The sequence below is a fragment of the Pelagibius litoralis genome (genome assembly GCF_011683915.1).
In the GTDB taxonomy this organism is placed as follows: Bacteria; Pseudomonadota; Alphaproteobacteria; order Kiloniellales; family Kiloniellaceae; genus Pelagibius; species Pelagibius litoralis.
The window spans coordinates 1-22,427 of sequence record NZ_JAAQPH010000034.1 but is presented as its reverse complement, the minus strand read 5'-3'; the positions used below and the strand labels follow the sequence as shown (position 1 = coordinate 22,427).

At 63.6% G+C, this 22,427-nt stretch carries 21 protein-coding genes; all 21 read right to left on the bottom strand.

Features of this window, described 5'->3' with window-relative positions; translation table 11 throughout:
- Positions 1-10: 10 nt before the first annotated feature.
- The 21 genes from pnp to HBA54_RS26540 all read right to left on the bottom strand — a co-directional run bounded on the left by pnp (position 11) and on the right by HBA54_RS26540 (position 22,248).
- Positions 11-2,119, bottom strand: a complete 2,109-nt coding sequence (pnp, locus tag HBA54_RS26640) for a polyribonucleotide nucleotidyltransferase (protein WP_167231049.1) — start codon at positions 2,117-2,119, stop codon at positions 11-13.
- A gap of 282 nt (positions 2,120-2,401) precedes the next feature.
- On the bottom strand, positions 2,402-2,671 hold the full coding sequence (gene rpsO / locus HBA54_RS26635; protein WP_167231045.1) for a 30S ribosomal protein S15: 270 nt from the start codon (positions 2,669-2,671) through the stop codon (positions 2,402-2,404).
- Between the two features lie 17 nt (positions 2,672-2,688).
- Positions 2,689-3,633 carry a tRNA pseudouridine(55) synthase TruB gene (gene truB / locus HBA54_RS26630; protein WP_167231042.1) on the bottom strand — a complete coding sequence of 315 codons (945 nt, stop codon included), beginning with the start codon at positions 3,631-3,633 and terminating at the stop codon, positions 2,689-2,691.
- Complete coding sequence (gene rbfA, locus HBA54_RS26625; RefSeq protein WP_167231040.1) at positions 3,623-4,144, bottom strand: 30S ribosome-binding factor RbfA; 522 nt, start codon at positions 4,142-4,144, stop codon at positions 3,623-3,625. Before rbfA ends, truB begins: the two co-directional genes overlap by 11 nt.
- 96 nt (positions 4,145-4,240) lie before the next feature.
- Positions 4,241-6,838: a translation initiation factor IF-2 gene (gene infB, locus HBA54_RS26620; protein WP_167231038.1), complete on the bottom strand. Its 2,598-nt coding sequence runs from the start codon at positions 6,836-6,838 to the stop codon at positions 4,241-4,243.
- A gap of 5 nt (positions 6,839-6,843) precedes the next feature.
- Complete coding sequence (locus HBA54_RS26615; RefSeq protein ID WP_240932930.1) at positions 6,844-7,536, bottom strand: RNA-binding protein; 693 nt, start codon at positions 7,534-7,536, stop codon at positions 6,844-6,846.
- Positions 7,537-7,547: 11 nt separating this feature from the next.
- A complete protein-coding gene (gene nusA, locus HBA54_RS26610) occupies positions 7,548-9,209 on the bottom strand; it encodes a transcription termination factor NusA (RefSeq protein WP_167231036.1) in 1,662 nt (553 codons plus the stop codon).
- 70 nt (positions 9,210-9,279) lie between these two features.
- Entirely contained in the window at positions 9,280-9,858 is a 579-nt protein-coding gene (gene rimP, locus HBA54_RS26605) for a ribosome maturation factor RimP (protein ID WP_322096129.1), read from the bottom strand.
- A 179-nt stretch (positions 9,859-10,037) separates the two neighbouring features.
- Entirely contained in the window at positions 10,038-10,739 is a 702-nt protein-coding gene (gene trmB, locus HBA54_RS26600) for a tRNA (guanine(46)-N(7))-methyltransferase TrmB (RefSeq protein ID WP_322096128.1), read from the bottom strand.
- Between the two features lie 179 nt (positions 10,740-10,918).
- Complete coding sequence (gene metK, locus HBA54_RS26595) at positions 10,919-12,091, bottom strand: methionine adenosyltransferase (protein ID WP_167231032.1); 1,173 nt, start codon at positions 12,089-12,091, stop codon at positions 10,919-10,921.
- 168 nt (positions 12,092-12,259) lie between these two features.
- Positions 12,260-12,730, bottom strand: coding sequence for a helix-turn-helix domain-containing protein (locus HBA54_RS26590; RefSeq protein ID WP_167231030.1), 471 nt, complete (start codon positions 12,728-12,730; stop codon positions 12,260-12,262).
- 104 nt (positions 12,731-12,834) lie between these two features.
- Positions 12,835-14,430 carry an apolipoprotein N-acyltransferase gene (gene lnt, locus HBA54_RS26585; RefSeq protein WP_167231028.1) on the bottom strand — a complete coding sequence of 532 codons (1,596 nt, stop codon included), beginning with the start codon at positions 14,428-14,430 and terminating at the stop codon, positions 12,835-12,837.
- A complete protein-coding gene (locus HBA54_RS26580; RefSeq protein ID WP_167231025.1) occupies positions 14,420-15,352 on the bottom strand; it encodes a hemolysin family protein in 933 nt (310 codons plus the stop codon). The genes lnt and HBA54_RS26580 overlap by 11 nt, the downstream gene beginning before the upstream one ends.
- Positions 15,353-15,355: 3 nt before the next feature.
- Complete coding sequence (ybeY, locus tag HBA54_RS26575; protein ID WP_167231022.1) at positions 15,356-16,009, bottom strand: rRNA maturation RNase YbeY; 654 nt, start codon at positions 16,007-16,009, stop codon at positions 15,356-15,358.
- Between the two features lie 62 nt (positions 16,010-16,071).
- Positions 16,072-17,118 (bottom strand): PhoH family protein, encoded by a 1,047-nt coding sequence (locus tag HBA54_RS26570; protein WP_240932929.1) that lies wholly within the window; start codon positions 17,116-17,118, stop codon positions 16,072-16,074.
- Complete coding sequence (miaB, locus tag HBA54_RS26565; protein ID WP_322096127.1) at positions 17,115-18,533, bottom strand: tRNA (N6-isopentenyl adenosine(37)-C2)-methylthiotransferase MiaB; 1,419 nt, start codon at positions 18,531-18,533, stop codon at positions 17,115-17,117. Before miaB ends, HBA54_RS26570 begins: the two co-directional genes overlap by 4 nt.
- 155 nt (positions 18,534-18,688) lie before the next feature.
- The gene (locus HBA54_RS26560) at positions 18,689-19,513 is read right to left on the bottom strand and encodes a lysophospholipid acyltransferase family protein (RefSeq protein ID WP_167231013.1); all 825 of its coding nucleotides are present in this window, start codon (positions 19,511-19,513) and stop codon (positions 18,689-18,691) included.
- Between the two features lie 3 nt (positions 19,514-19,516).
- Complete coding sequence (locus tag HBA54_RS26555) at positions 19,517-20,374, bottom strand: GNAT family N-acetyltransferase (RefSeq protein ID WP_167231009.1); 858 nt, start codon at positions 20,372-20,374, stop codon at positions 19,517-19,519.
- A gap of 93 nt (positions 20,375-20,467) precedes the next feature.
- Positions 20,468-20,905 (bottom strand): Fur family transcriptional regulator, encoded by a 438-nt coding sequence (locus HBA54_RS26550; RefSeq protein WP_167231006.1) that lies wholly within the window; start codon positions 20,903-20,905, stop codon positions 20,468-20,470.
- A gap of 203 nt (positions 20,906-21,108) precedes the next feature.
- Positions 21,109-21,519: a Ros/MucR family transcriptional regulator gene (locus tag HBA54_RS26545; RefSeq protein WP_167231003.1), complete on the bottom strand. Its 411-nt coding sequence runs from the start codon at positions 21,517-21,519 to the stop codon at positions 21,109-21,111.
- A gap of 222 nt (positions 21,520-21,741) precedes the next feature.
- Positions 21,742-22,248, bottom strand: a complete 507-nt coding sequence (locus HBA54_RS26540; protein WP_322096131.1) for a GNAT family N-acetyltransferase — start codon at positions 22,246-22,248, stop codon at positions 21,742-21,744.
- Between the last annotated feature and the right edge of the window lie 179 nt (positions 22,249-22,427).

Here is a 22,427-nt window from a genome sequence, read left to right as displayed (position 1 = left end):
TTGTGAAAGCTTAGCCGGCTGCGGCTTCCAGGTCCTCACCGGTTTCCTGGTTCACCCGCTTCATGGAGAGCTTCACCTTGCCGCGGTCCATGCCGATGCACTTCACCTTCACCACGTCGCCCTCGTTCACCACATCGGCGACGGTGTTGACGCGCTCCGGCGCCAGCTCGCTGATGTGGACGAGACCGTCGCGCGGGCCGAGGAAGTTTACGAAGGCGCCGAAATCGACAACCTTTACCACCTTGCCGTCGTAGATCACGCCGACCTCAGGCTCGGCAACGATGGAGCGGATCCAGTCGAGCGCCGCTTCGGCCTTTTCCTGGTCCACGGCAGCCACCTTTACCGTACCGTCGTCTTCAATGTCGATCTTGGCGCCGGTTTCCTCGGTGATCTCGCGGATCACCTTGCCGCCGGTGCCGATGATGTCGCGGATCTTGTCCTTCGGAACCGTGATCACCGTGATCCGCGGCGCATTCTCGGAGACGCCTTCGCGCGCCGAGGTCAGGGCCTTGTTCATCTCGTTCAGGATGTGCAGCCGCCCGTCCCTGGCCTGGTTCACCGCGATGGCCATGATCTCCTTCGTGATCGAAGTGATCTTGATGTCCATCTGCAGCGAGGTGATGCCCTGTTCGGTACCGGCCACCTTGAAGTCCATGTCACCGAGGTGATCCTCGTCGCCCAGGATGTCCGAGAGCACGGCAAAGTCGTCGCCTTCTTTGATCAGGCCCATGGCGATACCGGCGACCGGACGCACCAGGGGCACGCCGGCATCCATCATCGACAGCGAGGAGCCGCAGACCGTCGCCATGGAGGAGGAACCGTTGGACTCGGTGATCTCCGACACCACGCGAATGGTGTAGGGGAAATCCTCCTTGGCCGGCAGCAGCGGGCGCAGGGCGCGCCAGGCCAGCTTGCCGTGGCCGATTTCGCGGCGGCCCGGCGCCAGCCGGAAGCTGCACTCACCCACCGAGTAGGGCGGGAAATTGTAGTGCAGCATGAAGTGCTCTCGGTAGCTGCCCTCCAGGGAGTCGATCAGCTGCTCGTCCTGGCCGGTGCCCAGGGTCGTGGTCGCGAGCGCCTGGGTCTCACCGCGGGTGAACAGCGCCGAGCCATGGGTCAGGGGCAGAACGCCGACCTCGGCCAGGATCGGCCGGATGTCGGTGGTGGTGCGGCCGTCGATGCGCTTGCCGGTCTTCAGGATGTTGCCGCGCACGACGTCGCTTTCCAGAGACTTGAAGAGGCCGCCGGCCTTTTCTTTCTCTTCGTCCTCAAGAGCCTCGACCGCTGCCTCGCGCACCGCGGCCAGCTTGGCCTGGCGGGCCATCTTGTCGACCTCGGTATAGGCCTCGGCCAGCTTGTCCATGACGCCGCCGCCGATGAGCTTGTTCTTCACTTCCTCGATCTCGGGGGCCGGGCCCGGTACGTCGCGCGGCTCCTTGGCGCAGCGCTCGGCCAGCGCGATGATGCAGTCGATGACCGGCTGCATCTGCTCGTGGCCGAAGGCCACCGCGCCCAGCATGATCTCTTCGGAAAGCTCATGGGCCTCGGATTCAACCATCAAGACGCCGTCGCGGGTGCCAGCCAGGATCAGATCGAGGGCCGCGCCCTCCATCTCGTCCATCAGGGGGTTGAGGATGTACTCGCCGTCCTTGTAGCCGACCCGCGCGCCGCCGATGGGGCCGAGGAAGGGCAGGCCGGAGATGGTCAGCGCCGCCGAGGCGCCGACCATGGCGACCACGTCCGGATCGTTCTCAAGGTCGTGGCTCAGCACCGTACAGATCACCTGGGTCTCGTTCTTATAGCCCTTGGCGAAGAGCGGACGGATCGGCCGGTCGATGAGGCGGGAGGTCAGGGTCTCCTTTTCGGAGGGCCGGCCCTCGCGCTTGAAAAAGCCGCCGGGGATCTTGCCCGCCGCAAAAGTCTTTTCCTGGTAATTCACGGTCAGCGGGAAGAAGTCCATGCCCGGACGCGGAGAAGACTCTCCGACCGCGGTGCAGAGCACCACCGTGTCGCCATAGGTCGCCAGAACGGCGCCGTTTGCCTGGCGCGCAATGCGGCCGGTCTCCAGGGTCAGCTTGCGGCCGCCCCACTCAATTTCCTGCTTATGAATATCAAACATTCTTTCTAGGTCCTTCTAACCTGAAGCCGGTCAGTTGTTTGCCGAATAGCAAAGCGCCGGACCCGCGTAAGGGGTGCCCGGTCCGGAGACTTCTCCCCAAACACCCCTTACGTCGGCCCGGCCCTCCAAAGACCATCGTGCCGGCTTTGTCACGATGTCACTAATCTTCATGTTTTCCGTTCGCCCGCGCCGGCGCCGCGATTTCCCGGCTGTCGCGCACCGAAGTGCGGGGACGACCAGGGCGTATCGGCGGCGCAGAGCACGGTCACGTTCGGCCCGTCCTTACCGGCGCAGGCCAAGACGCTGGATAAGGCCGTCGTAACGCGCCTTTTCCTGCACCTTTACATAGTCCAACAGGCGCCGACGCTGGCCGACCATGACGAGCAGGCCGCGGCGCGAGTGGAAGTCTTTTTTATGGGTTTTCAGATGCTCGGTCAGGTTCAGGATCCGCTCGGTGAGAATCGCGACCTGGACTTCCGGCGACCCGGTATCACCCGTGTGGGTGCCATACTCTTCGATCAGCGCAGTCTTGCGCTCAGCTGTGATCGACATCGTCTATCTCCATCACTCTAAAGGTTCAAAACCCGAACCGGGTGAATGTCACCTGCTTCATAACGGGCCAAGGCCACCGGCTTACCGCCTGACGTGGTGAAAACGATGGATCCGTTACTGAGATCACTGATGCGATCGCGGTTGGCGCGCGCCACCATGGACACGGCCTGCCCGCAGCGCAGGCGATTCGCCTCGGTTTCGGACAAGGCCAGCGCCGGGATGTCGTCCAGCGCTGTCTCAACCGGGAGCACCTGCTCCAAGGCGGCGGGACTATGCCCCATGGATTCCAAAGATTCCAGCGAAATCGCGTCGGTCTCGGTAAACGGACCTACGGTTAATCGGCGGAGGTCGGTGATGTGGGCCACCGTGCCGCAAGCCCGCCCCAGATCGCGGGCGAGGGAGCGCATATAGGTTCCCTTGCCGCAGTGGACCTCAAAAACCGCGTGATCGCGGTCCGGCATCTCCAGCAGGGTAATCTCATAAACCATAACCCGGCGGGACTTGAGCTCGAAATCCGTCTGCGCCCGGGCCAGGTCGTAGGCCCGCTTCCCCCCCACCTTGATAGCCGAATACAGCGGCGGAACCTGTTCGATTTCTCCGGTAAAGCCGGGCAGGACCGCCTGGATCGCGGCCTCATCCGGGCGGCCCTCCGCCTCTTCGATAACAGCCCCTTCGCCGTCGTCGGTCTCCGTCGCCTGGCCCCATCGCAGCGTGAAGCGATAGCTTTTACGTCCGTCCATGACATAGGAAACGGTCTTCGTCGCCTCGCCCATGGCGATCGGCAGCAGGCCGGTGGCCAGGGGATCGAGGGTACCGCCATGCCCCACCTTGCGCGGCTGCAGAACCCGGCGGACGCGGCCGACAACCTGGGTCGAGGTCATGCCCAGAGGTTTGTCGATCACCAGCCAGCCGTTCACCGGCGGACCCTTGGCCCTGGCGGCCTTGCCGGGATTAGCGCCCATCTTCCGGCCGTTCCGCCGCAGGCGCCTCTTCCTGGTCAGCCTCTTCCGCACCGTCTTCCAGCGTGGGCGCCTCGACATCGCGCAGCACCCTTGGGTTCTGCAGCAGGGCATTGATCTTGGCGGCCTCGTCGAAACTGTGATCGGCCTGGAAGGACAGTTTCGGCGTGTGACGCAGATCGACCTCCCGGCTCATCTGGCTGCGCAGAAAGGGACCGGCCCGGTTGAGCACCTTCAGCACTTCACGGCTGCCGTCGCCGCCCAGCGGCACGACAAAAGCGGTGGCGTTCTTCAAATCGGGGCTGACCCGCACCTCGGTAACCGTCAGGCTGACGCCGACAAGCACCGGGTCACGCAGCTCGTCTCGCGCAAGGATGCGCGCCAAAGCATGGCGCAGCTCCTCGCCGACACGCAGCTGCCGCTGGCTTGGGGCTTTCGAAACGGGCGCTTTCGAGCCACCCGTTTTGGAGCCGGGCGACCTGGCGCCCTTTGCTGAGCTTCGCTGTGAACCCATGATCCGTTCTCAGCTCCGGATTTCCGTTTCTCTGGCGTCCAGCGGTGAAGGCTGGGCCGCCGGGCCTCTTTTCAGGCGCCCGGCCTGCGCGGAAATCTAGAGTTCGCGGGCAATCTCTTGAATTTCGTAACACTCGATCTGGTCGTCGACCTGGATATCGGTGTAGTTCTCAAAGGCCATGCCGCACTCGTAGCCTTCCTTCACTTCCTTCACCTCGTCCTTGAAACGACGCAGGGTCTTCAAGGTGCCGGCGTGAATGACGACGTTGTCGCGCAGCAGCCGCACCTTGGCGCCACGCTTGACCATGCCCTCGGTAATCATGCAGCCGGCGACCTTGCCGACCTTGGAATTGCTGAAGACCTGGCGGATCTGCGCGTAGCCCAGGAAGTTTTCCTGCTGCTTGGGCGCCAGCATGCCGGAGAGCGCCGCCTTGGCGTCGTCCACCACGTTGTAGATGATCGAGTAGTAGCGGATGTCCACACCGTCACGGCGCGCCAGCTGCCGGGCCTGCGGATTGGCGCGGACGTTGAACGCGATGATGACGGCCCCGGTCGAATTGGCCAGGGTCACGTCGGATTCATTGATGCCGCCGACGCCGCTGTGCAGGACCCGTACCTTGACCTCTTCGTTGCCCAGCTTTTCAAGGCTGTTGACGATGGCCTCCATCGAGCCGTGCACGTCGGACTTGACGACCACCGGCAACTCCGAGGCCTCACCCTCTTTGATCCGGCTCATCATCTCTTCCAGAGTACCGCGGCCGGTGGAGGTGATCTCGGTTTCGCGCCGGGTCTGCTGGCGATACTCGGCGATCTCGCGGGCGCGGCTTTCATTGTCCATGACCGTGAAATCGTCACCCGCCAGCGGCGTGCCGTTGAGGCCCAGTACCTCGACCGGTGTCGCCGGCCCGGCTTCTTTCAGCTGCTCGCCGCGCTCGTTGGTCAGGGCCCGCACACGGCCCCACTCGCCGCCGGCGACGAAGATATCGCCGACGCGCAGCGTGCCGCGCTGCACCAGCACCGTTGCCACCGAACCACGGCCGCGCTCCAGCTTGGCTTCGACGATGACGCCTTCTGCCGCGCGCTCCGGATTGGCTTTCAGCTCCAACAGCTCGGCCTGCAGCAGAATGGCTTCTTCCAGCTTGTCGAGGTTGGTTTTTTCGGTAGCGGATACTTCGATCGCCAGGAGATCGCCGCCGAGATCCTCGACGATCAGTTCGTGCTGCAGCAGTTCCTGCTTCACTCTTGAGGAGTCCGCGCCAGGCTTATCGATCTTGTTGATCGCGACAATGATCGGAACCTGGGCGGCCTTGGCGTGATTGATCGCCTCGACCGTCTGTTCCTTGATACCGTCGTCCGCAGCCACCACCAGCACCACGATATCTGTCACATCGGCACCGCGTGAGCGCATCTCGGTGAAAGCCGCATGGCCCGGGGTATCGATGAAGGTGATCCGTTCGCCGGAAGCGAGGCGAACCTGATAGGCACCGATGTGCTGGGTAATGCCGCCGGCCTCACCGGCCACGACATCGGATTGCCGCAGAGCGTCCAGAAGCGAGGTCTTGCCGTGATCGACATGCCCCATCACGGTCACCACCGGTGGGCGCGACTTCAGATCCGTCGCATCGTCGTCGGCACCACGCATTCCAATCTCCACGTCAGAAGCCGACACACGTCTGAGCTTGTGACCAAATTCCTCCACCACCAACTCAGCCGTATCGGCATCGATCGACTGGGTGATGGTTACCATCACGCCGAGCTTCATCAGCGTCTTGACCACCTCGGCGCCACGCGCCGCCATGCGGTTGGCCAGTTCCTGAACAGTGATGAACTCCGGCACCACGACTTCTCGGATGACCTTCTGCGGCGGCTGGTGAGGCTGGTGCCCCATGGTCGCCCGCATCTGCTTCTCGCGCTGGCGTTTGACCGAGGCGAGGGACCGCTGCCGCGCTTCCTGGCCGTCGAGCGCCTGATTGATCGTCAACTTGCCTGAACGGCGGCGCTGATCGCCGCGCCGGCCCGGCGTCACCTTCGGCGCCACCGGGGTTTTGCGCTTTGCGCGGCTCGCGGCGTCGTCGGTTGCGCCCTTTGGTCCCGGCGCATCGGTTTTGGCCTTCACCGGCGCTCTGGCGGGGGCCGCTGCGGCAACAGGCGCGGCAGGCGCGGCAGGCGCCGGCGCAGCCGGCGTGCCTTCGAGCTTCGCCAGACGGGCAGCTTCTTCCTCCGCCTTCAGGCGGGCAGCCTCCTCTTCAGCCTGACGGCGCGCGTTTTCCTCTGCGGCCGCCTTGGCTTCGATCTCTCGGCGCTTGGCCTCCTCGGCCTCCTTCACACGGCGGCCGGCTTCTTCTTCCTTGGCGACCTCCAAGGCCCGGACGCGGCTGGCGCGCTCCTCGGCGGAGAGCTGGCGCTTGCTGGTGGTGACCTTCTCCTCGACCGGTTTCTCATCGGGGATCGCCGCCGGCGCTTCGGCCAGAAGCTTCTCAGCCTCTGCCGTTGCCTCGGTGACCTCTTTCATCCGGCCGGAGGTGCCGCGCTCGAAAGTCCGGCTGCGTTTCACCTCAACCGTCACAGCCTTACTGCGGCCGTGGCTGAAGCTCTGGCGCACTTGGCCCGTCTCAACCGTCTTTTTCAGTTGCAGCTTGCCCGGCTGGCTCAGCTTCAACGGCCGCTTGGCTTCGGTTTCCTTGCTTTCCGTCATCTTCTCTAGCGCTCACCTTCGGTCGGGCGCCCAACCCCGTTTCCTTGATCCTCAACACCCCGCAGACCGGCGAGGCGTTCCACATCCCGTTTCAGGCCGGCCGAAAAGCGGCCCCGCGTCACTCCGACGTGGACGGCCGCATCCCTGCCCAGGGCCGTGCCCAGGGTCACGCCGTCGCAGAACTGCAGCAGGGATGTTTCCCAACCCACAGCCCGCGCCAACGCGCGTAGTTTCTCGCGGCCATCCTGGGCCGCATCACTGGCCTGCAGCAGCAGGCCGACCCGGTCGGCCTTCAGCGCAGCCTTCACTTTCTCAAACCCGACAACGACAGCACCCGCCCGCCGCGCCAGGCCAAGCTGGTCGAGGCAGCGCCGCAGCGCCAACTGCTCGACCTGTTCGACAAGATCGGAGGGCAAGCGCACCTGCGCCTTTGCCGCCTTGGCAAAGAGGTTCTTCTTGCAAGCCTTCTCCATCATATCGCGGCGCGCAAGCAACCACAAACCCCTGCCGGGCAGACGCTCCGCGAAATCGGGAACGATCTGACCCTCCGGGCCAACGACAAAGCGCAAAAGCTCGGCCTTGGGCAGAACCCGGCCGCTTGCCAAACAGCGGCGCTGGGCGCCCTGCGGCTTGTCGGCCGCCGCCTTTGCGCCTGCCGCGCGGCGTGGCGCCATTGCTTGCGCTGTCGTTGCCAACATTCCCGTCTTGCCTAACCCTCCGCCGGACCGGCGGCGCCGGCACCTTCCCCGGCGCTATCCGCTGGGGCACCATCTTCTGCCGGCGCCTCGGCCGTTTCGTCGTCGTCGAACCAATGGGCCCGCGCCGCCATGATGATGCGGTTGGCCTCATCCTGGGACATGGTGCTGCCGAGCAGAATATCTTCGATTTCCTTCTCCGACAGACTGGCCATGCCTTCCAGGGTGGTCTCGCCCCGCAGGCTGCTGGAAACGAAACGCAGTTCGTCGGCGGAAAGATCAGCCAGATCGTCCAGGCTCTGGACGCCCTGCTCGCCGAGCGTGACCAGCAGGGAAGGCGCAATTCCGTCCATCTCGGTCAGTTCGTCACTGACACCCAGCTCGCGGCGGCGCTCCTCGTTCACCCGGTCCATCTCTTCCAGATGGGTGCGGGCGCGGGCGCGCAGCTCTTCGGCCACTTCCTCGTCGAAACCTTCGATCTGGGCCAGTTCGGCGACCGGCACGAAGGCCACCTGCTCCAGGGCCATGAAACCCTCGGCCACCAGCAGATGGGCGATCACGTCGTCCACATCAAGGGCATCGATGAACATCTGGGAGCGGTCGCGGAACTCGTCCTGGCGACGGCGCGATTCCGTCTCCTCGGTCATGATGTCGATGTCCCAACCAGTCAGGATCGAGGCCAGCCGCACGTTCTGGCCGCGCCGGCCGATTGCCAGCGAAAGCTGATCATCGGGCACAACGACCTCGATGCGGCCCTGATCCTCATCCAGCACGACCTTGCTCACCTCGGCCGGGGCCAGGGCGTTCACCACGAAGGTGGCGGTGTCCTCGGACCAGGGAATGATGTCGATCTTCTCGCCCTGCAGCTCGCTGACCACCGCCTGAACGCGGCTGCCCCGCATACCCACGCAGGCACCCACCGGGTCGATGGAGGAGTCGTAGGAAATCACCGCAATCTTGGCCCGGCTGCCGGGATCGCGGGCCACCGACTTCAGCTCGATGATGCCGTCATAGATTTCCGGCACTTCCTGGGCGAAAAGCTTGGCCATGAACTGGGGATGGCTGCGCGAGACGAAAATCTGCGGGCCGCGCTGCTCTTCGCGCACGTCATAGATATAGCCGCGCACACGGTCGCCGGTGCGGAAGGACTCACGCGGCAGCGTCTCGTCGCGCCGCATCAGGGCCTCGGCCCGTCCCAGATCAACAGTCACGTTGCCGAACTCGTTGCGCTTGACGATGCCGTTGACGACCTCGCCCACACGGCCCTGATATTCGCCGTATTGGCGCTTGCGCTCGGCTTCGCGGACCTTTTGAACGATCACCTGCTTGGCGGTCTGAGCCGCGATCCGGCCGAGGTCGATCGGCGGCAGATCCTCGATGATGAAATCGCCCGGGCCGACACCGTCCTGGCGCTCCTGGGCATCCTTGGTCAGGATCTGGGTGAACTCGTTCTCGACCTCATCGGTGATTTCGCGATAGCGGCGCAAACGCACCTCACCGGATTTACGGTCGATTTCCGCGCGAATGTCATGCTCATGGCCATATTTGGCCCGGCCCGCCTTGGAGATCGCCTGCTCCATGGCCTCTAGAACTTCGTCACGCTCAATCGACTTCTCGCGGGCGACGGCATCGGCCACCTGAAGAAGTTCGGTTCGTGCAAGAACGCTGGTATCCATCGCTTATCTCAATTCCAAGAATTCTTGTCGTGTGTCTCAAAGAAGCCGCCGCCGGTTTCCCGCCCGGCCGCTAATTCCCGTCTTCCGGCGTGTCCCCAGAATCTGGGGAGCCTGAGGAACCCGGCCCCTGGCTCGCCGCAATCAATTCGTCGGTCAGCAACAACTTCGCCCGCTGCATCTCGGCAAAGGGCAGGACAACCTCGCCCGCTTCGCAATCAAGCACCATAGCCGCGCCCCGGGTTCCCACAATGCGGCCGATGAAGCGCCGCTGCCCATCGATCGGCATCGCCATTTCGACCCGTCCGTCGAAGCCGGCAAAGCGGTCGAAATCCGCCAGGCGCGTCAGCGGACGGTCAATACCCGGCGAGCTGACCTCCAGGGTGTAGGCTGACTCGATCGGATCCTCGACGTCCAGGATGGCGGCCACAGCCCGGCTGACCTCGGCGCAGTTGTCGACGTTCATCGTGCCGTCAACGCGCCGCTCGGCCATAATCTGCAAGCTCAGGCGATCGCCACCCGAAAGCTGAACCCGGACGATGTCGTAACCCATCGCCTCCAGGGCCGGGGCGATCAGGGCTTCGACTTCCGCCGCCTTGCCTTCGCTGGTTTTGGCCAGCAGTGCAGGGGCCTGCTCCAAGGCCTGGGACACTGCCCATCCTCCCGTAAAGGTAATGCTCAAATAAAAAAAGTGGGCCAGAGGCCCACCGCTCGGTAGCCCGACGATACCTGTCACTGTGGTATCGTCACTTTGACTGAAGCGGACTTTACGCCCGCAACCCGCAGCCCGCAAGGCATTTCTCCACCCCGCAGTGGCCATAAAAGCAGCGGTTAATCGGGGTCGGCAGCCTTGCGAAAGCGCAGAAAAGCCGGCTGACGCCCGGCCCTCAGAGCCTTCTGTTCATAGCGGGTCGCCGGCCAGACTTCGGGCCGCAGACGCCAATCCGCCGGCCCGGTGACCTGCCAGGCCAACTGGCGGTGGGCGGTGAGCCGCTCCAGCGCCCAGGCAAGGTATCCCGGATCGTCGGTCGCAAAGCGCAGCTCACCGCCGTCTTTCAGCAGACGGGCCAGCAAATCGACGGTCGCCGGCTGAATCAACCGCCGTTTGTGGTGCCGGCGCTTTGGCCAGGGATCGGGGAAAAGGATAAAAATCTTGTCGAAAAGGGCATCCGGCAGACGCTCCATCAGATCCCGGGCATCACCGATAAACAGCCTGAGCGCCGCGGTCTGCGGCCCTTCCGGCCATTGATGGAGCAGGCCGGCCACGCCGGTCATGAAATACTCCGCCGCCACGATACCAAGATCGGGCTGATCCGCGGCCTGCCAGGCCAGATGCTCGCCGCCGCCGAAACCGATTTCCAGATAGAGCCGCGGCGGCAGGGGGTCGAACAAGGCTGCCGCCGACACCTCAAAGGGCGCCTCCGGCAAGTCGATCTGCAGCAACGGCAGACGCTCTTCAAGCGTCGCCCGGCGCGCCGCCCGCAGGGGCCGCCCCTGACGGCGGCCATAGAGATTGCGCTTGCCCGGCGACACGCTCAGCCCCGGCAGGTCCGATGAAAGAGCCGCTGTCGGTGACTAGATCGGATCATGTTTTGACGAAACCACTTCGTGGTTGCGCCAAAACATGTGAATCCGATCGACATCAAGCAGTTAGAGCAGATTCCGGTCGGATGGAATCGCCGGAGGCGATCCATCGACCGGGTGAATCTGCTCTAAGCGCCGAAAGCACTGCGCAGAGAATCGACAAGGTCGGTTCTCTCCCAGGAGAATCCGCCGTCGGCATCGGGGGCCCGGCCGAAGTGGCCGTAAGCAGCGGTACGGGCATAGATCGGCCGCGACAATACAAGGTGCTCGCGAATGCCGCGCGGCGACAGGTCCATCATCTCCTGCAGGACCGTGGCCAGCTTGCCCTCATCGACCTTGGCCGTGCCCCGGCTGTCGACGTAGACCGACAGGGGCTTGGAAACGCCGATGGCATAGGAAAGCTGGATCGTGCAGTGCTCTGCAAGCTCCGCCGCAACGACATTCTTGGCCAGGTAGCGCGCCGCATAGGCCGCCGAGCGATCAACCTTGGTCGGGTCTTTCCCGGAGAAGGCGCCACCGCCATGGGGCGCCGCGCCGCCGTAGGTATCGACGATGATCTTGCGGCCGGTCAGTCCGGCATCGCCGTCGGGGCCGCCGATCACGAAGCGCCCGGTCGGGTTCACATAGAAATCCTCTTCCGCGCACATCCAGCCTTCCGGCAGCACGTTGACCACATGGGGCCGAACGATTTCCCGCACCTGGTCTTGTTCCAGGTCGCCGGAATGCTGGGTCGACACCACGATCGACGTGGCGCGAACCGGTTTGCCGTCGACATATTCCAGGGTCACCTGGCTCTTGGAGTCCGGCAACAGGCCCGGCTCGGCACCGGAATGGCGCGCCTCGGCAAGTGAACGCAGGATGTTGTGAGAAAGGTAAATCGGCGCCGGCATCAGCTCTTCGGTCTCGCGGCAGGCATAGCCGAACATGATGCCCTGATCGCCGGCCCCTTCATCCTTATTGCCCGCGGCATCGACGCCCTGGGCAATATCGACGGACTGTTCGTGGATGAAGTTTTCGACCGCCATCTGCTGCCAGTGGAAGCCATCCTGCTCGTAGCCGATCTCCTTGACCGCATGACGGGCGACCTGCTCGATCAGGTCGCTGGTGACCTCTGCCGGCCCGCGCACTTCGCCGGCCAGGACGATGCGGTTGGTGGTCGACAGGGTTTCCACCGCAACGCGGGAGTAGGGATCGTGGCTCAAGAAGGTATCGACGATGGCATCGGACACCCGGTCGCAGACCTTGTCGGGATGACCTTCCGAAACCGATTCACTGGTAAAGAGATAGCTGCCGTTGCGCACCGCGTCGCTCCCGCTTGTTCGGGCTAAAGGTAGGAGATAGATCGCTGGGAATAACGACGCTGCGCAGCAATTGCAAGAGGACATGCAACAAAGAGGTTACGTCACGCAGATTCCACGGGCGCCGCTCATAGTCTGAAGCGCATAGAGCACACGGCCGCTAAGGGCCGGTCAGTCTTCGCTCTTTCCGGAGTCGCGGCCGCTGGCCGAAGCCAAGGCCTTGGTCATTTCGAAGAGGCGCTTTCGCACACTGGCGTCTTCGATCTTGTAGTAAGCGCGCACAAGTTCCAGCGTTTCGCGCTTGACCAGGGGATCGAGCTCCTGCTCCGGCGCAGGCCTGCCAACGCCGGGACGTTGCGCCGGCGAACTGGCCGCCACATCGGTCGGCATTTCATCGAAGAAGAAACCGACCGGCACGTCCAAAACCCGGGACAGATCGAACAGGCGGCTCGCACCCACCCGGTTCGCACCCCGTTCATACTTTTGAACCTGCTGGAATGTAAGGCCAATAGCCTCGCCGAGCTTCTCCTGGCTCATACCCAGAAGCGTCCGCCGCAAACGAACCCGTCCCCCGACATGAACATCGACCGGGTTTGGCCCGCTTGTGCGGCGATCACCCAGCGCCACGCTGCGTCGCGCCATTCGCACCATACCTTTTTTTGGAATCAACAGAACCGTAGGACTATAGGCATACATCTGTATGCCAACAGAGGGTTGATTCGTCAAGTGCTCTATTTCTTAGTCGGTCAAGCAAAACGCCGCAACACAAATATAACACAAGTACATATAATCAATTCTACCAAATATAGCCAATTACCCGCATTGGAATAGAGCGTCTTGGCTTCAGCAGCTTCGGGTAGTTCTGCATCAATTATACCTCGATCATTGAGATTAATTTGATCGATAACTCGCCCATAAGAGTCGATCACTGCAGAAATTCCATTATTAGCAACGCGAATTAGCGGAAGACCTTCCTCTATTGCGCGCAGGCGGGCCGAAGCGAAATGTTGGTAGGGTCCGGAAGAATCTCCGAACCAGGCATCGTTGGTCACATTCAGCAACCATCGCGGGGCCTCTGCCGACGCCGATTTGACGCGGCCGGGGAAGATCACCTCATAGCAGATCAGCGGGCTGAAGGCCGGCAGACCCGGCAGCTTGAGGGTCTGCAGGCCGGGGCCGGGCGTAAAATCCCGGCTGCCCGCGGTCAACTTGGTAAAGCCAAGCAGGGCGCGCAGCGGCACATACTCGCCGAACGGCACCAGGTGCGCCTTGTCGAAAGTTGCGGCTATCTTGCCGTCCGAACCAAGGGCATAGAGCGAATTCCAGATCGGGCCGTCCGGCTGCTCCGGCAGGACCCGGAGCGCGCCGGCGATCAGGTAGCCGCCGGGCGGCACGATGGCGGCGAGTTCGCGCTGCAATACAGGTTCCATCGAGAGGACGTAGGGGATCGCCGTCTCAGCCCAGATGATATGGGTGCGGTCCTCATGCCCCGGCGCCAGCGACATGCGCACCTGTTGGCGCAGATGCCCGGCACGCAGATCCCGGCGCCACTTCAGCTTCTGCGGAATGCTGGGCTGAACCAGGCGCAGGCGCACCTCCTCGACGACCGCCGTCCCCACAGCCGGCGCTTCGGCCAGACGCCAGGCCCCGTAACCCCAGGAACCCGCCGGCAGCAACAGCGCCAGACAGACAAAGGCGTAAGCCCGGCCTGGCCGCAGGGCCGGCTGCGCCAGAATCGCCGGCGCCGTCGCGGCGATGACGGTGATCAGGCTGAGCAGCCAGACCCCGCCGAGCGACGAGAGCTGCATCGTCTCAGCCGAAAAAGCCCAGACCGAACCGATGAGATTCCAGGGAAAGCCGGTCAGAACCCAGCCGCGCAGACCTTCGCTGACAAGCCAGGCGGCTGCGAAGGCCACGACACGCGCCGGGCCGGTCAGCCGGCTTTTCGCCGCCACCCAGAACGTCAGCCAGAAAGCCAGCGCCGGAAACAGGGCCAAGCCCGCCGCCAGGCCGCTTATTGCGAATGGCATCGCCCAGGCGAAGCGCTCGGCATCCACCAGAAAGGCGATGCCCACCCAGTAGAGGCCGACGGCAAAGTGGCCGCTGCCGAAAGCCCAGCCGATCAGTGCTGCCTGTCGCCCGTTGCGGGCGCCGCCCAGCTGACAGAAAACCACCGCGAAGGCCGGCACCAGCAAGGGAAAGAGGTACAGCGGGGGCAGGGCAAGCGCGGCCAGACCACCGCAAAAAGCCGCCAGCGCCAGACGCCGCCAGCCGGTCAGGGCAGCGAGGCGCCGGGCCCAGCCTTGCCGCCAACCTTCACGGCCCCCGGTATCAGCCGTCATCACCGGGCCGGGACAGGCGGTCCGCCACGTTGTGGACCCGAAGGCGCTTCACCCGGCGCGGATCGGCCTCCAGCACCTCGAAGCTCATGCCGCTGTGATCGTGCTCGACCAACTCGCCGCGGCCGGGCACCCGTCCCGCCAGGGAGAACAGCAGACCACCCAGGGTGTCGATGTCGTCTTCCCTCTCCTCATCGGAAAGCACCGGGCCGACCTTCTCCTCGAACTCTTCGATCGTCGTCCTGGCATCGGCCACAAGGCTGCCGTCGGGCCGGTCGATCAGTTTCGGGCCCTCGGCAACATCGTGTTCGTCGTCGATCTCGCCGACGATTTCCTCCACCAGGTCTTCGATCGTCACCAGGCCGTCGATGCCGCCGAATTCATCGACCACCAGGGCCATGTGAACGCGCGAGAGGCGCATTTCCAGCAACAGGTCCAGCACCCGCATCGACGGTGCAACGACCAGGATGCGGCGCACCAGATCGACCAGGTCGAACGTGCGCTCGCCCTTCATGTAGGTGAGCACGTCCTTGATGTGGACGATGCCGACCACCTCATCCAGGGTCTCGCGATAGACCGGCAGACGGGAATGGCCGGCTTCGCTCATGACGTCGATCAGCGCCTCGATCGGGGTATCCAGATCGACCGCAACGATGTCGGCGCGCGGCACCATGACGTCATAGGCCGTCAGGTGGCGCAGCCGAAGGATGTTGGACAGCATGACACGCTCGTCGCTGCTGATCGGTGCGGCGACTTCTTCCTCGCCTTCGACTTCCTTGATCTCATCGATGATTTCTTCGAGGGTTTCGCGGAGTTGGGCCTCGCTTTGACGCGCCTTCACCAATCCGCGCAGCCGCTGCCAAAGGTTGCCGCTCGGCTGACCGTTCCCACGCGGGCTACGCCCGCTGCCTGACGTCTCTGCCATGGTTCAGCTCCGACCCTCCGTCAGGGGGGGACCGGAAAGAGACGCCGCCGCCGCGGCGCCACCGTCAGAGGCCTTTCGGCGATAGGGGTCCGCAACATCGAGATCCGCCAGAATGGCAATCTCCAAAGCTTCCATTTCTTCAGCCTCGGCTTCGTTCTCATGATCATAGCCCAGCAGATGCAAAAAGCCGTGAATCAGAAGATGCATGATGTGGGCTTGCGGGGTCTTGTCCTGCTCGGCGGCTTCGCGCAGGACAGTTTGCCTGGCAAGCACGATGTCGCCCAGAAGGCGTGGCCGCGGCGCAGGGTCGCCCGGCAAGGCAGACGGCAGCGGTTCGGATGGCGGGGGGTCGTTCCCGTCCATATTGGGAAAGGACAGAACATTGGTGGGCCCGCTGCGGCCGCGATAGCCCTGGTTCAGCGCGGCGACCGCCGCGTCGTCGGCGAACAGCAGGCTGACTTCCAGCGCGCCGCCCCTTTCGCCCTGGTCGCCTGTATCGCCCACAAAACCCGAAGACCCGGTTTCGTTTACGTGGCTCAGGGCCACCCGGATCGACCGTTCGGCCAGGCCCTCCAGATTGTCCAACGTCTCGCCCCAGGCCGCATCCTGCAGCGAGACAGCAACCTCCAGCGGGCTAATTCCAGGCTCGTCTTTCATCTTAGCGGCGATCTCAGCAGCGCCCGGTCTCGTTCGATATCGGGTAGAGACATCAAGAGGCCTCAGCGCTGCGGACCGAAGAGATCTCCTTCTCCAGACCTGCTGGCATCATAGGCTGCATAGGCACGCACGATGCGCGTCACCAGGGAATGGCGCACGACATCGGCAGCGGTGAACTGAACGAAGGCGACGCCTTCCATATCCGACAGGATACCGGCGGCTTCACGCAGGCCCGAGGGCGCGCCCTTGGGCAGATCGATCTGCGAGAGATCGCCGGTGATCACCATGCGGCTGTTCTCACCCAGGCGGGTCAGCGCCATCTTCATCTGAACCGGCGTCGTGTTCTGCGCTTCGTCGAGGATGACAAAGGCATTGGTCAAAGTCCGCCCGCGCATGAAGGCCAGCGGCGCGACCTCGATCTCGCCGTTGGAGAGCCGGCTGGCGACCTGGGTGGCCGGCAGCATGTCATAGAGCGCGTCATAAAGCGGCCGCAGATAGGGGTCGACCTTCTCATTGAGATCGCCGGGCAGAAAACCAAGGCGCTCACCCGCTTCGACCGCCGGGCGTGAGAGAATGATGCGCTCCACCGCGCCCTCCAACAGCATGGAGACCGCCATGGCTGCGGCGAGATAGGTCTTGCCCGTCCCGGCCGGGCCGATTCCGAAAACCATCTCGTGGTCGCGCAACGCCTGGACATAGGTTTTCTGGCCGGGCGAGCGCGGGGTCAGCCGGCGCTTGCGCGTGGTGATGGCCAACTCGTCGGAGTGAACCGCCGCCACCGCCTCGTGCCCGCTTTCCTGATCCGGCGCCTGGGCCGCCATCCGGATGACCGCATCGACCTCGCCATCGCCCACATCGAGCCCTTTTCTCAAGCGCTCGTAGAGCGCCGTGAGCGCGGCATTGGCCGCCTCGACGGAATCGGCAGGCCCGGAGATCGCCAGACGGTTGCCGCGCGACGCCAGACTGACGCCGAGCTGCTGTTCGATGCGCAAAAGGTTCTGGTCGTGCTCGCCGTAGAGCAGTGGCAGCAGACTGTTGTCGTCGAACTGCAGAAAGGTCGGCTCACCCTTGCGGCCTTTGGCAGCGCCGCTGAGACTGTCTGAGCTCAAGCTGAAATCCTTGCTCTTGTGGAGTGTTGCGGGGCGTCGTCGACCAACAGCCGTCCACCAAGGGAATGGTCGTAGGCTGCTTCTATCGCCACGTCGAACAGGCTGCCGATCAGTCTCTGCTGCGTTCCCTCCGGCACCGGCACATGGACGGACTGCATGTAAGGGCTGCGGCCGACAAGCTGGCCCGGCTTGCGGCCGGCACGCTCCAGCAAAACCGGAAGGGTTCGGCCGACACAGGCTTGATTGAAGGCCGCGGCCTGCGCGCCGAGAAGCTGCTGCAGGCCGGCCAGCCGTTCCGCCTTGACCGCTTCCGGCAGTTGCTCATCCGCCACCGCCGCGGGGGTTCCCGGCCGCGGGCTGTATTTGAAGGAATAGGCTTGCGCGTAGCCGACCTCCGTCACCAGCCTCAGCGTTTCGGCAAAATCGGCATCGCTCTCGCCGGGAAATCCGACGATGAAATCCGACGACAAGGCAATATCCGGAAGCGCCCGCCGCAGACGTTCGACGATGCGCAGGTAGTCATCGGCCGTATGCTGCCGGTTCATCGCCGCCAGGATCCGGTCGGAGCCCGACTGCACCGGCAGGTGCAGATACGGCATAAGCTTGGGCTCTTCGGCGTGGGCGGCAATCAGATCATCGTCCATGTCGCGCGGATGAGAGGTGGTGTAGCGCAGGCGCGTGATCCCCTCGATCTCGGCCAGGGCGCGCAGCAGGCGGCCGAGCCCCCAAGTGCCGCCCGGGGTGCCGCCGGTTTCCGCCTCTCCGTGGTAGGCATTCACGTTCTGCCCCAGCAGGGTGATTTCCTGCACCCCGGCCTCGACAAGACGCCGCGCCTCGGCGAGCACCGAAGCGACCGGCCGGGAAAATTCCGCCCCGCGCGTGTAGGGAACGACGCAGAAGCTGCAGAACTTGTCGCATCCCTCCTGAACCGACAGAAAGGCCGCTGCGCCGGGCGCGGCCATCTCTTCGGGCAGGTGATCGAACTTGGATTCCACCGGGAAATCGATGTCCAGCTGGCCGCCGCCATCGGCCGAGCGCAGGGCGCGGGCCACCATCTCCGGCAGGCGGTGGTAGGTCTGCGGGCCGAAGACGAGATCGACCTGGGGTGCGCGGCGGAGAATCTCCTCCCCCTCGGCCTGGGCGACGCAGCCGGCCACCGCCAGGACCATATCGCCCCCTTCGGCCTCGCGCTCCTGTTTGAAGGCGCGCAGGCGCCCAAGCTCGGAAAACACCTTCTCCGAGGCCTTCTCGCGAATATGGCAGGTGTTCAGAATCACCATGTCCGCACCCCGCGGACTGTCGACCGGTTCATAGCCCAAGGGCGCCAGAACGTCGGTCATCCGCGACGAGTCGTAGACATTCATCTGACAGCCGTAGGTCTTGATAAAGAGCCGTTTTTTGCCGTTCTCAGTCACAACTTTCCTATATTTCCCGTCACCCCGCCGCCACCGAGGCCGATATCGCCCAAAGACCTCTGCCGACACCCCCGCCAGGGCTACTCAAACATGCTACCACAGAACCACGCGGCCGCTCCCAGATCCGTCCTCGTTCCGCAGCCGGGCACAGCCTCTCAGCCGGGCTGCGGCAGGGCCGGGCCCGGCTGACGCCGACCCGACAGCGCCGCCGCCACACCGCGCGAAACCGTTGCATGACAGTGATCGCACAGTCCTTTACGCGAGCCAAAGCGGTCTATCGTCACCGTTTCATGAAATTCCACGACAACGGTGACGTAGCCCAGCTTCAAGGCGTGCCAGAGGTGGGGCCCGAGTTCCATATCGCCGTACCAGGCGAAAAACGGCCTTAGATAGCGGCCCAGAGGCACGCCGTCGAGTCTCGTGTAACTGATGGAGACCGGCTGGACGACCAAAGGCTCGCCGCGCGGCCGCCGCTCGGCCACCGAAAACAGGGCGCTCTTGAACGGCAGGATGCCGTTGCCGTCGCCCGAGGTACCCTCGGCAAAGAGCACGAGATCGTCGCCGGCCTCAAGGCGTCGGGCAATTTCGTCGCGATGATCGGCGGTACGCTGGACCTTGCGCTCCACGAAAACGGTCTCCTGCAGCCTGGCCAGCCAGGAGAAGAAGGGCCAGGTCGCGACCTCTGCCTTGGCAACGAAGGAAATCTTCGCCAATGCGCCCAGAACCTCGATGTCGAAATAAGACACATGGTTGGCGACGAAGAGGGTGGGGTGGCTGCGCGATCTCTTTCCACGGGTTTTAATCCTGATGCCCAGGATGCGGCAGCTGCGCCGGTGATACCAGTGCGGCAGGGTCTTGCGCAGCGGCCAACGAAAACCGACCGCCAGCAACTGGACCGGCATCAGAACGGCGGTGAAGGCAAAGTAGACGACGAAGCGGCCCGCAGCGGTGAGGGGCGAGCCGAAGTTGGGTGCGGTCATGCTCTAGGAAGATCCCCGACCGCTCCCCGCCGCGGTGCGGGAAGCATCGCCACCACCGCCGTCTTCGCGCTTGTAGTGGCGCAGGTATTTCTCGGTCACCCAATCGGTCTTCACGACGATACAGACATCCGTCGTCCCGAACTCACGATCGACAACCGCCCCGTCCCCGACGAAACCGCCGAGACGGAGATACCCTTTGATCAGCGGCGGCAGGGCCTGGCGGGCCTGGGAAAGCTGGACCTCCTCGATCGGCAGCAGGTCCATGGCGACATAGCGCTCGGCAACAGCCCTGGCCCGCAGCGCCGGCGGGGCCAGGTGATGGTGATAGAGGTAGGACAGCGGCAGCTTCAACTGCACCGGGTCGACCCCGGGCAGGCTGGCACAGCCGAACATGATGGAGATGTTGTGATAGAAAACATACTCGGCGATGCCGCGCCACAGCAGCTGCATGGCCGCACCGCTGCGGCAGGTGGGATCGACACAGGAACGCCCGAGTTCAAGGACTTCACCAGGGTAAGCATCGATGCTGGCGATGTCATACTCATCGCTGGTGTAGAACTGGCCGCGCCGCGCCGCGCCTTCGCGGCGCATGACGCGATAGGTGCCGACAACCGATTCCGGCCCGCTGCCGCGTTCCTCATCGAAGACCAGCAGGTGGTCGCAGAAGTCGTCGAATGAATCGAAATCACGCCGCGCCGCACGCATCTCCGCCGTCGGCTGGGCCGCCATCTGCTCGTAAAATATCCTGTAACGTAAGGCCTGCGCCGCCCGGATCTCCTCCGGCCCTTCGGCCAGGCGGATCCGCAGGTTGCCGCCGACGACATCGACCGGGCGATCGGACTTTGTTTCCACAAGGCTCATGTCACACCCTTAAAACCACGAGAGCCGACCGGGCCCGATCCCAATTGTGCGAGATAACCGGGGCGAGCAATCCAAAGCCTTGGCTTTTCGACCTTACTGCTTCCCATCGTCCTGCTCGTCATCTCCCGTCAGGCGTACCCCATAGAGCTCCAGACGATGATCGATGAGGCGATAACCGAGCGATTTTGCGACTTCGTTCTGCAGCCGTTCGATCTCTTCGTTGGTGAACTCCACCACCTTGCCGGTCTTCACATCGATCAGGTGATCGTGGTGTTCGTCGGGGCGCTCTTCATAGCGTGCCCGGCCGTCACCGAAATCGTGACGCTCCAGAATGCTGGCTTCCTCGAACAGTTTCACCGTCCGGTAGACCGTCGCTATTGAAATCCGTGGGTCGCGCTCGACCGCCCGCTGATAGACCAGCTCCACATCGGGATGGTCGGTGGCTTCGGACAGAACGCGTGCAATAACGCGCCTCTGCTCGGTCATTTTCAGACCCTTTTCAACGCAACGCTTTTCTAAGCGATCGGGCATGTCTTTCCCAACCTTCTCGTTTCACAGACACTCCACTGCCCGGTCTGAGAACCACCGGGCGAAACGCAGAGTATAACTGAAGAAGCGCCGCCCGCCTAATCGCCGGCGACGCCGATCTTCCAAGAATTCTGAAATTCGAGCCCCTGATGACGCCCCCCGGGATTGCACTCCGGTCCCGGTGCCCACCACGGCCCTTTAGACGATCACTTCCGCCGGGCGCGCGTTCCCAGCCCGATCTGCTTGGCCAGCTTGCTGCGCTGCTTGGCATAGTTCGGCGCAACCATCGGATAGTCTGCCGGCAGGCCCCAGCGCTCACGATAGTCTTCAGGCGACATGTCGTAGGCGGTTTTCAGGTGACGCTTCAGCATCTTCAGCTTTTTGCCGTCTTCCAGGCAGACGATGTAGTCCGGTGTCACCGACTTCTTGATCGGCACCGCAGGTGAAGGGCGTTCCGGCTCCCGCTCGCGGGTCGTCCCCACATTGGACAGCGTCTCGTATACATCGCGGATGATCATCGGCAGATCACCGAGCGCAACGGAATTATTCGATACGTGTGCCGCGACGATATTCGTCGTGAGGGAAAGCAACTCGCTTTGCTTTGCTTGCTCGGACATTGACCTCTTCAACTCCTCAACTTTGTTGTCGACTATATAAAAATTCTGCGTAAGAGAATCAACAATTATTCAATACGAAAATAATAAATCGCATCTGATGGTCTGTCATTGACTATTCTATTGCTCGGAATTTGACGATTTACATTAAATTATCGAAAACTGATCGTTTGTGGGGGACTTAGGCCTGAATTTCGCGCCTAAAGGCCCGGATCGGCCAACAAATCAGCCCGGCATCAGGTGCCTTTCCAGGATCAGGGCATCGACCGCGGGCCCGCCTGAGGCGTGGCCTGGGACGTGATAGTAGCCAGCCCGGCGGCCGATCAAGGCAAATCCCTGGCTGTGATAGAAACGCTGCGCGCCGAGGTTGTTTTCTGCCACTTCTAGCTGAATTCTGTTTGCCCCCTGCTGGACAGCCATGCTTGTCCCCTGCTCCAGAAGCCGCCGGCCGAGACCGCTGCGCCGCCGGGCCGGCAGAACGCCAAGGCTCAACAACTCACAGTCCTCAAACAAAACCTGGCCCAGAAAAAACCCGACGGGCGACTCCCCGGCGGCGGCGACAAAGGCAAAACTGCCCGGCATGGCCAGAACCTCGGCCCAGGACCGGGCCGACCAGGCCTGACCGACGAAAGAGACTTCGGGGAGTTCCGGCTGCCCGTCTGAGGCATAACAAGCCGTTTGAAGGGCGGCCAGCAGCGCCACATCGCAGGGCGAAGCGTTCCGGACCTCCACCGGTGTCAAAGCGGGCTCCGCGGCTTGGGCGGGGTAACGTCAGGGGCCCGCAGATAAAGCGGCTGGGCCGGCGCACCGTCGCCGGCAAGGCTGCCATCCAGGCGCAGCGCCGCCCGCGCCGCCAGCACGGCGGCGTCGGCGGCCCCCGCGGCGGCGGCAACCGCCGCACCGCCACGGCC

Excerpts from the sequence above, each read along its gene's own strand:
- pnp (WP_167231049.1), bottom strand. The coding sequence starts at position 2,119 with ATGTTTGATATTCATAAGCAGGAAATTGAGTGGGGCGGCCGCAAGCTG.
- rpsO (WP_167231045.1), bottom strand. The coding sequence starts at position 2,671 with ATGTCGATCACAGCTGAGCGCAAGACTGCGCTGATCGAAGAGTATGGC.
- truB (WP_167231042.1), bottom strand. The coding sequence starts at position 3,633 with ATGGGCGCTAATCCCGGCAAGGCCGCCAGGGCCAAGGGTCCGCCGGTG.
- rbfA (WP_167231040.1), bottom strand. The coding sequence starts at position 4,144 with ATGGGTTCACAGCGAAGCTCAGCAAAGGGCGCCAGGTCGCCCGGCTCC.
- infB (WP_167231038.1), bottom strand. The coding sequence starts at position 6,838 with ATGACGGAAAGCAAGGAAACCGAAGCCAAGCGGCCGTTGAAGCTGAGC.
- HBA54_RS26615 (WP_240932930.1), bottom strand. The coding sequence starts at position 7,536 with ATGTTGGCAACGACAGCGCAAGCAATGGCGCCACGCCGCGCGGCAGGC.
- nusA (WP_167231036.1), bottom strand. The coding sequence starts at position 9,209 with ATGGATACCAGCGTTCTTGCACGAACCGAACTTCTTCAGGTGGCCGAT.
- HBA54_RS26590 (WP_167231030.1), bottom strand. The coding sequence starts at position 12,730 with ATGGCGCGACGCAGCGTGGCGCTGGGTGATCGCCGCACAAGCGGGCCA.
- lnt (WP_167231028.1), bottom strand. The coding sequence starts at position 14,430 with ATGACGGCTGATACCGGGGGCCGTGAAGGTTGGCGGCAAGGCTGGGCC.
- HBA54_RS26580 (WP_167231025.1), bottom strand. The coding sequence starts at position 15,352 with ATGGCAGAGACGTCAGGCAGCGGGCGTAGCCCGCGTGGGAACGGTCAG.
- ybeY (WP_167231022.1), bottom strand. The coding sequence starts at position 16,009 with ATGAAAGACGAGCCTGGAATTAGCCCGCTGGAGGTTGCTGTCTCGCTG.
- HBA54_RS26560 (WP_167231013.1), bottom strand. The coding sequence starts at position 19,513 with ATGACCGCACCCAACTTCGGCTCGCCCCTCACCGCTGCGGGCCGCTTC.
- HBA54_RS26555 (WP_167231009.1), bottom strand. The coding sequence starts at position 20,374 with ATGAGCCTTGTGGAAACAAAGTCCGATCGCCCGGTCGATGTCGTCGGC.
- HBA54_RS26550 (WP_167231006.1), bottom strand. The coding sequence starts at position 20,905 with ATGCCCGATCGCTTAGAAAAGCGTTGCGTTGAAAAGGGTCTGAAAATG.
- HBA54_RS26545 (WP_167231003.1), bottom strand. The coding sequence starts at position 21,519 with ATGTCCGAGCAAGCAAAGCAAAGCGAGTTGCTTTCCCTCACGACGAAT.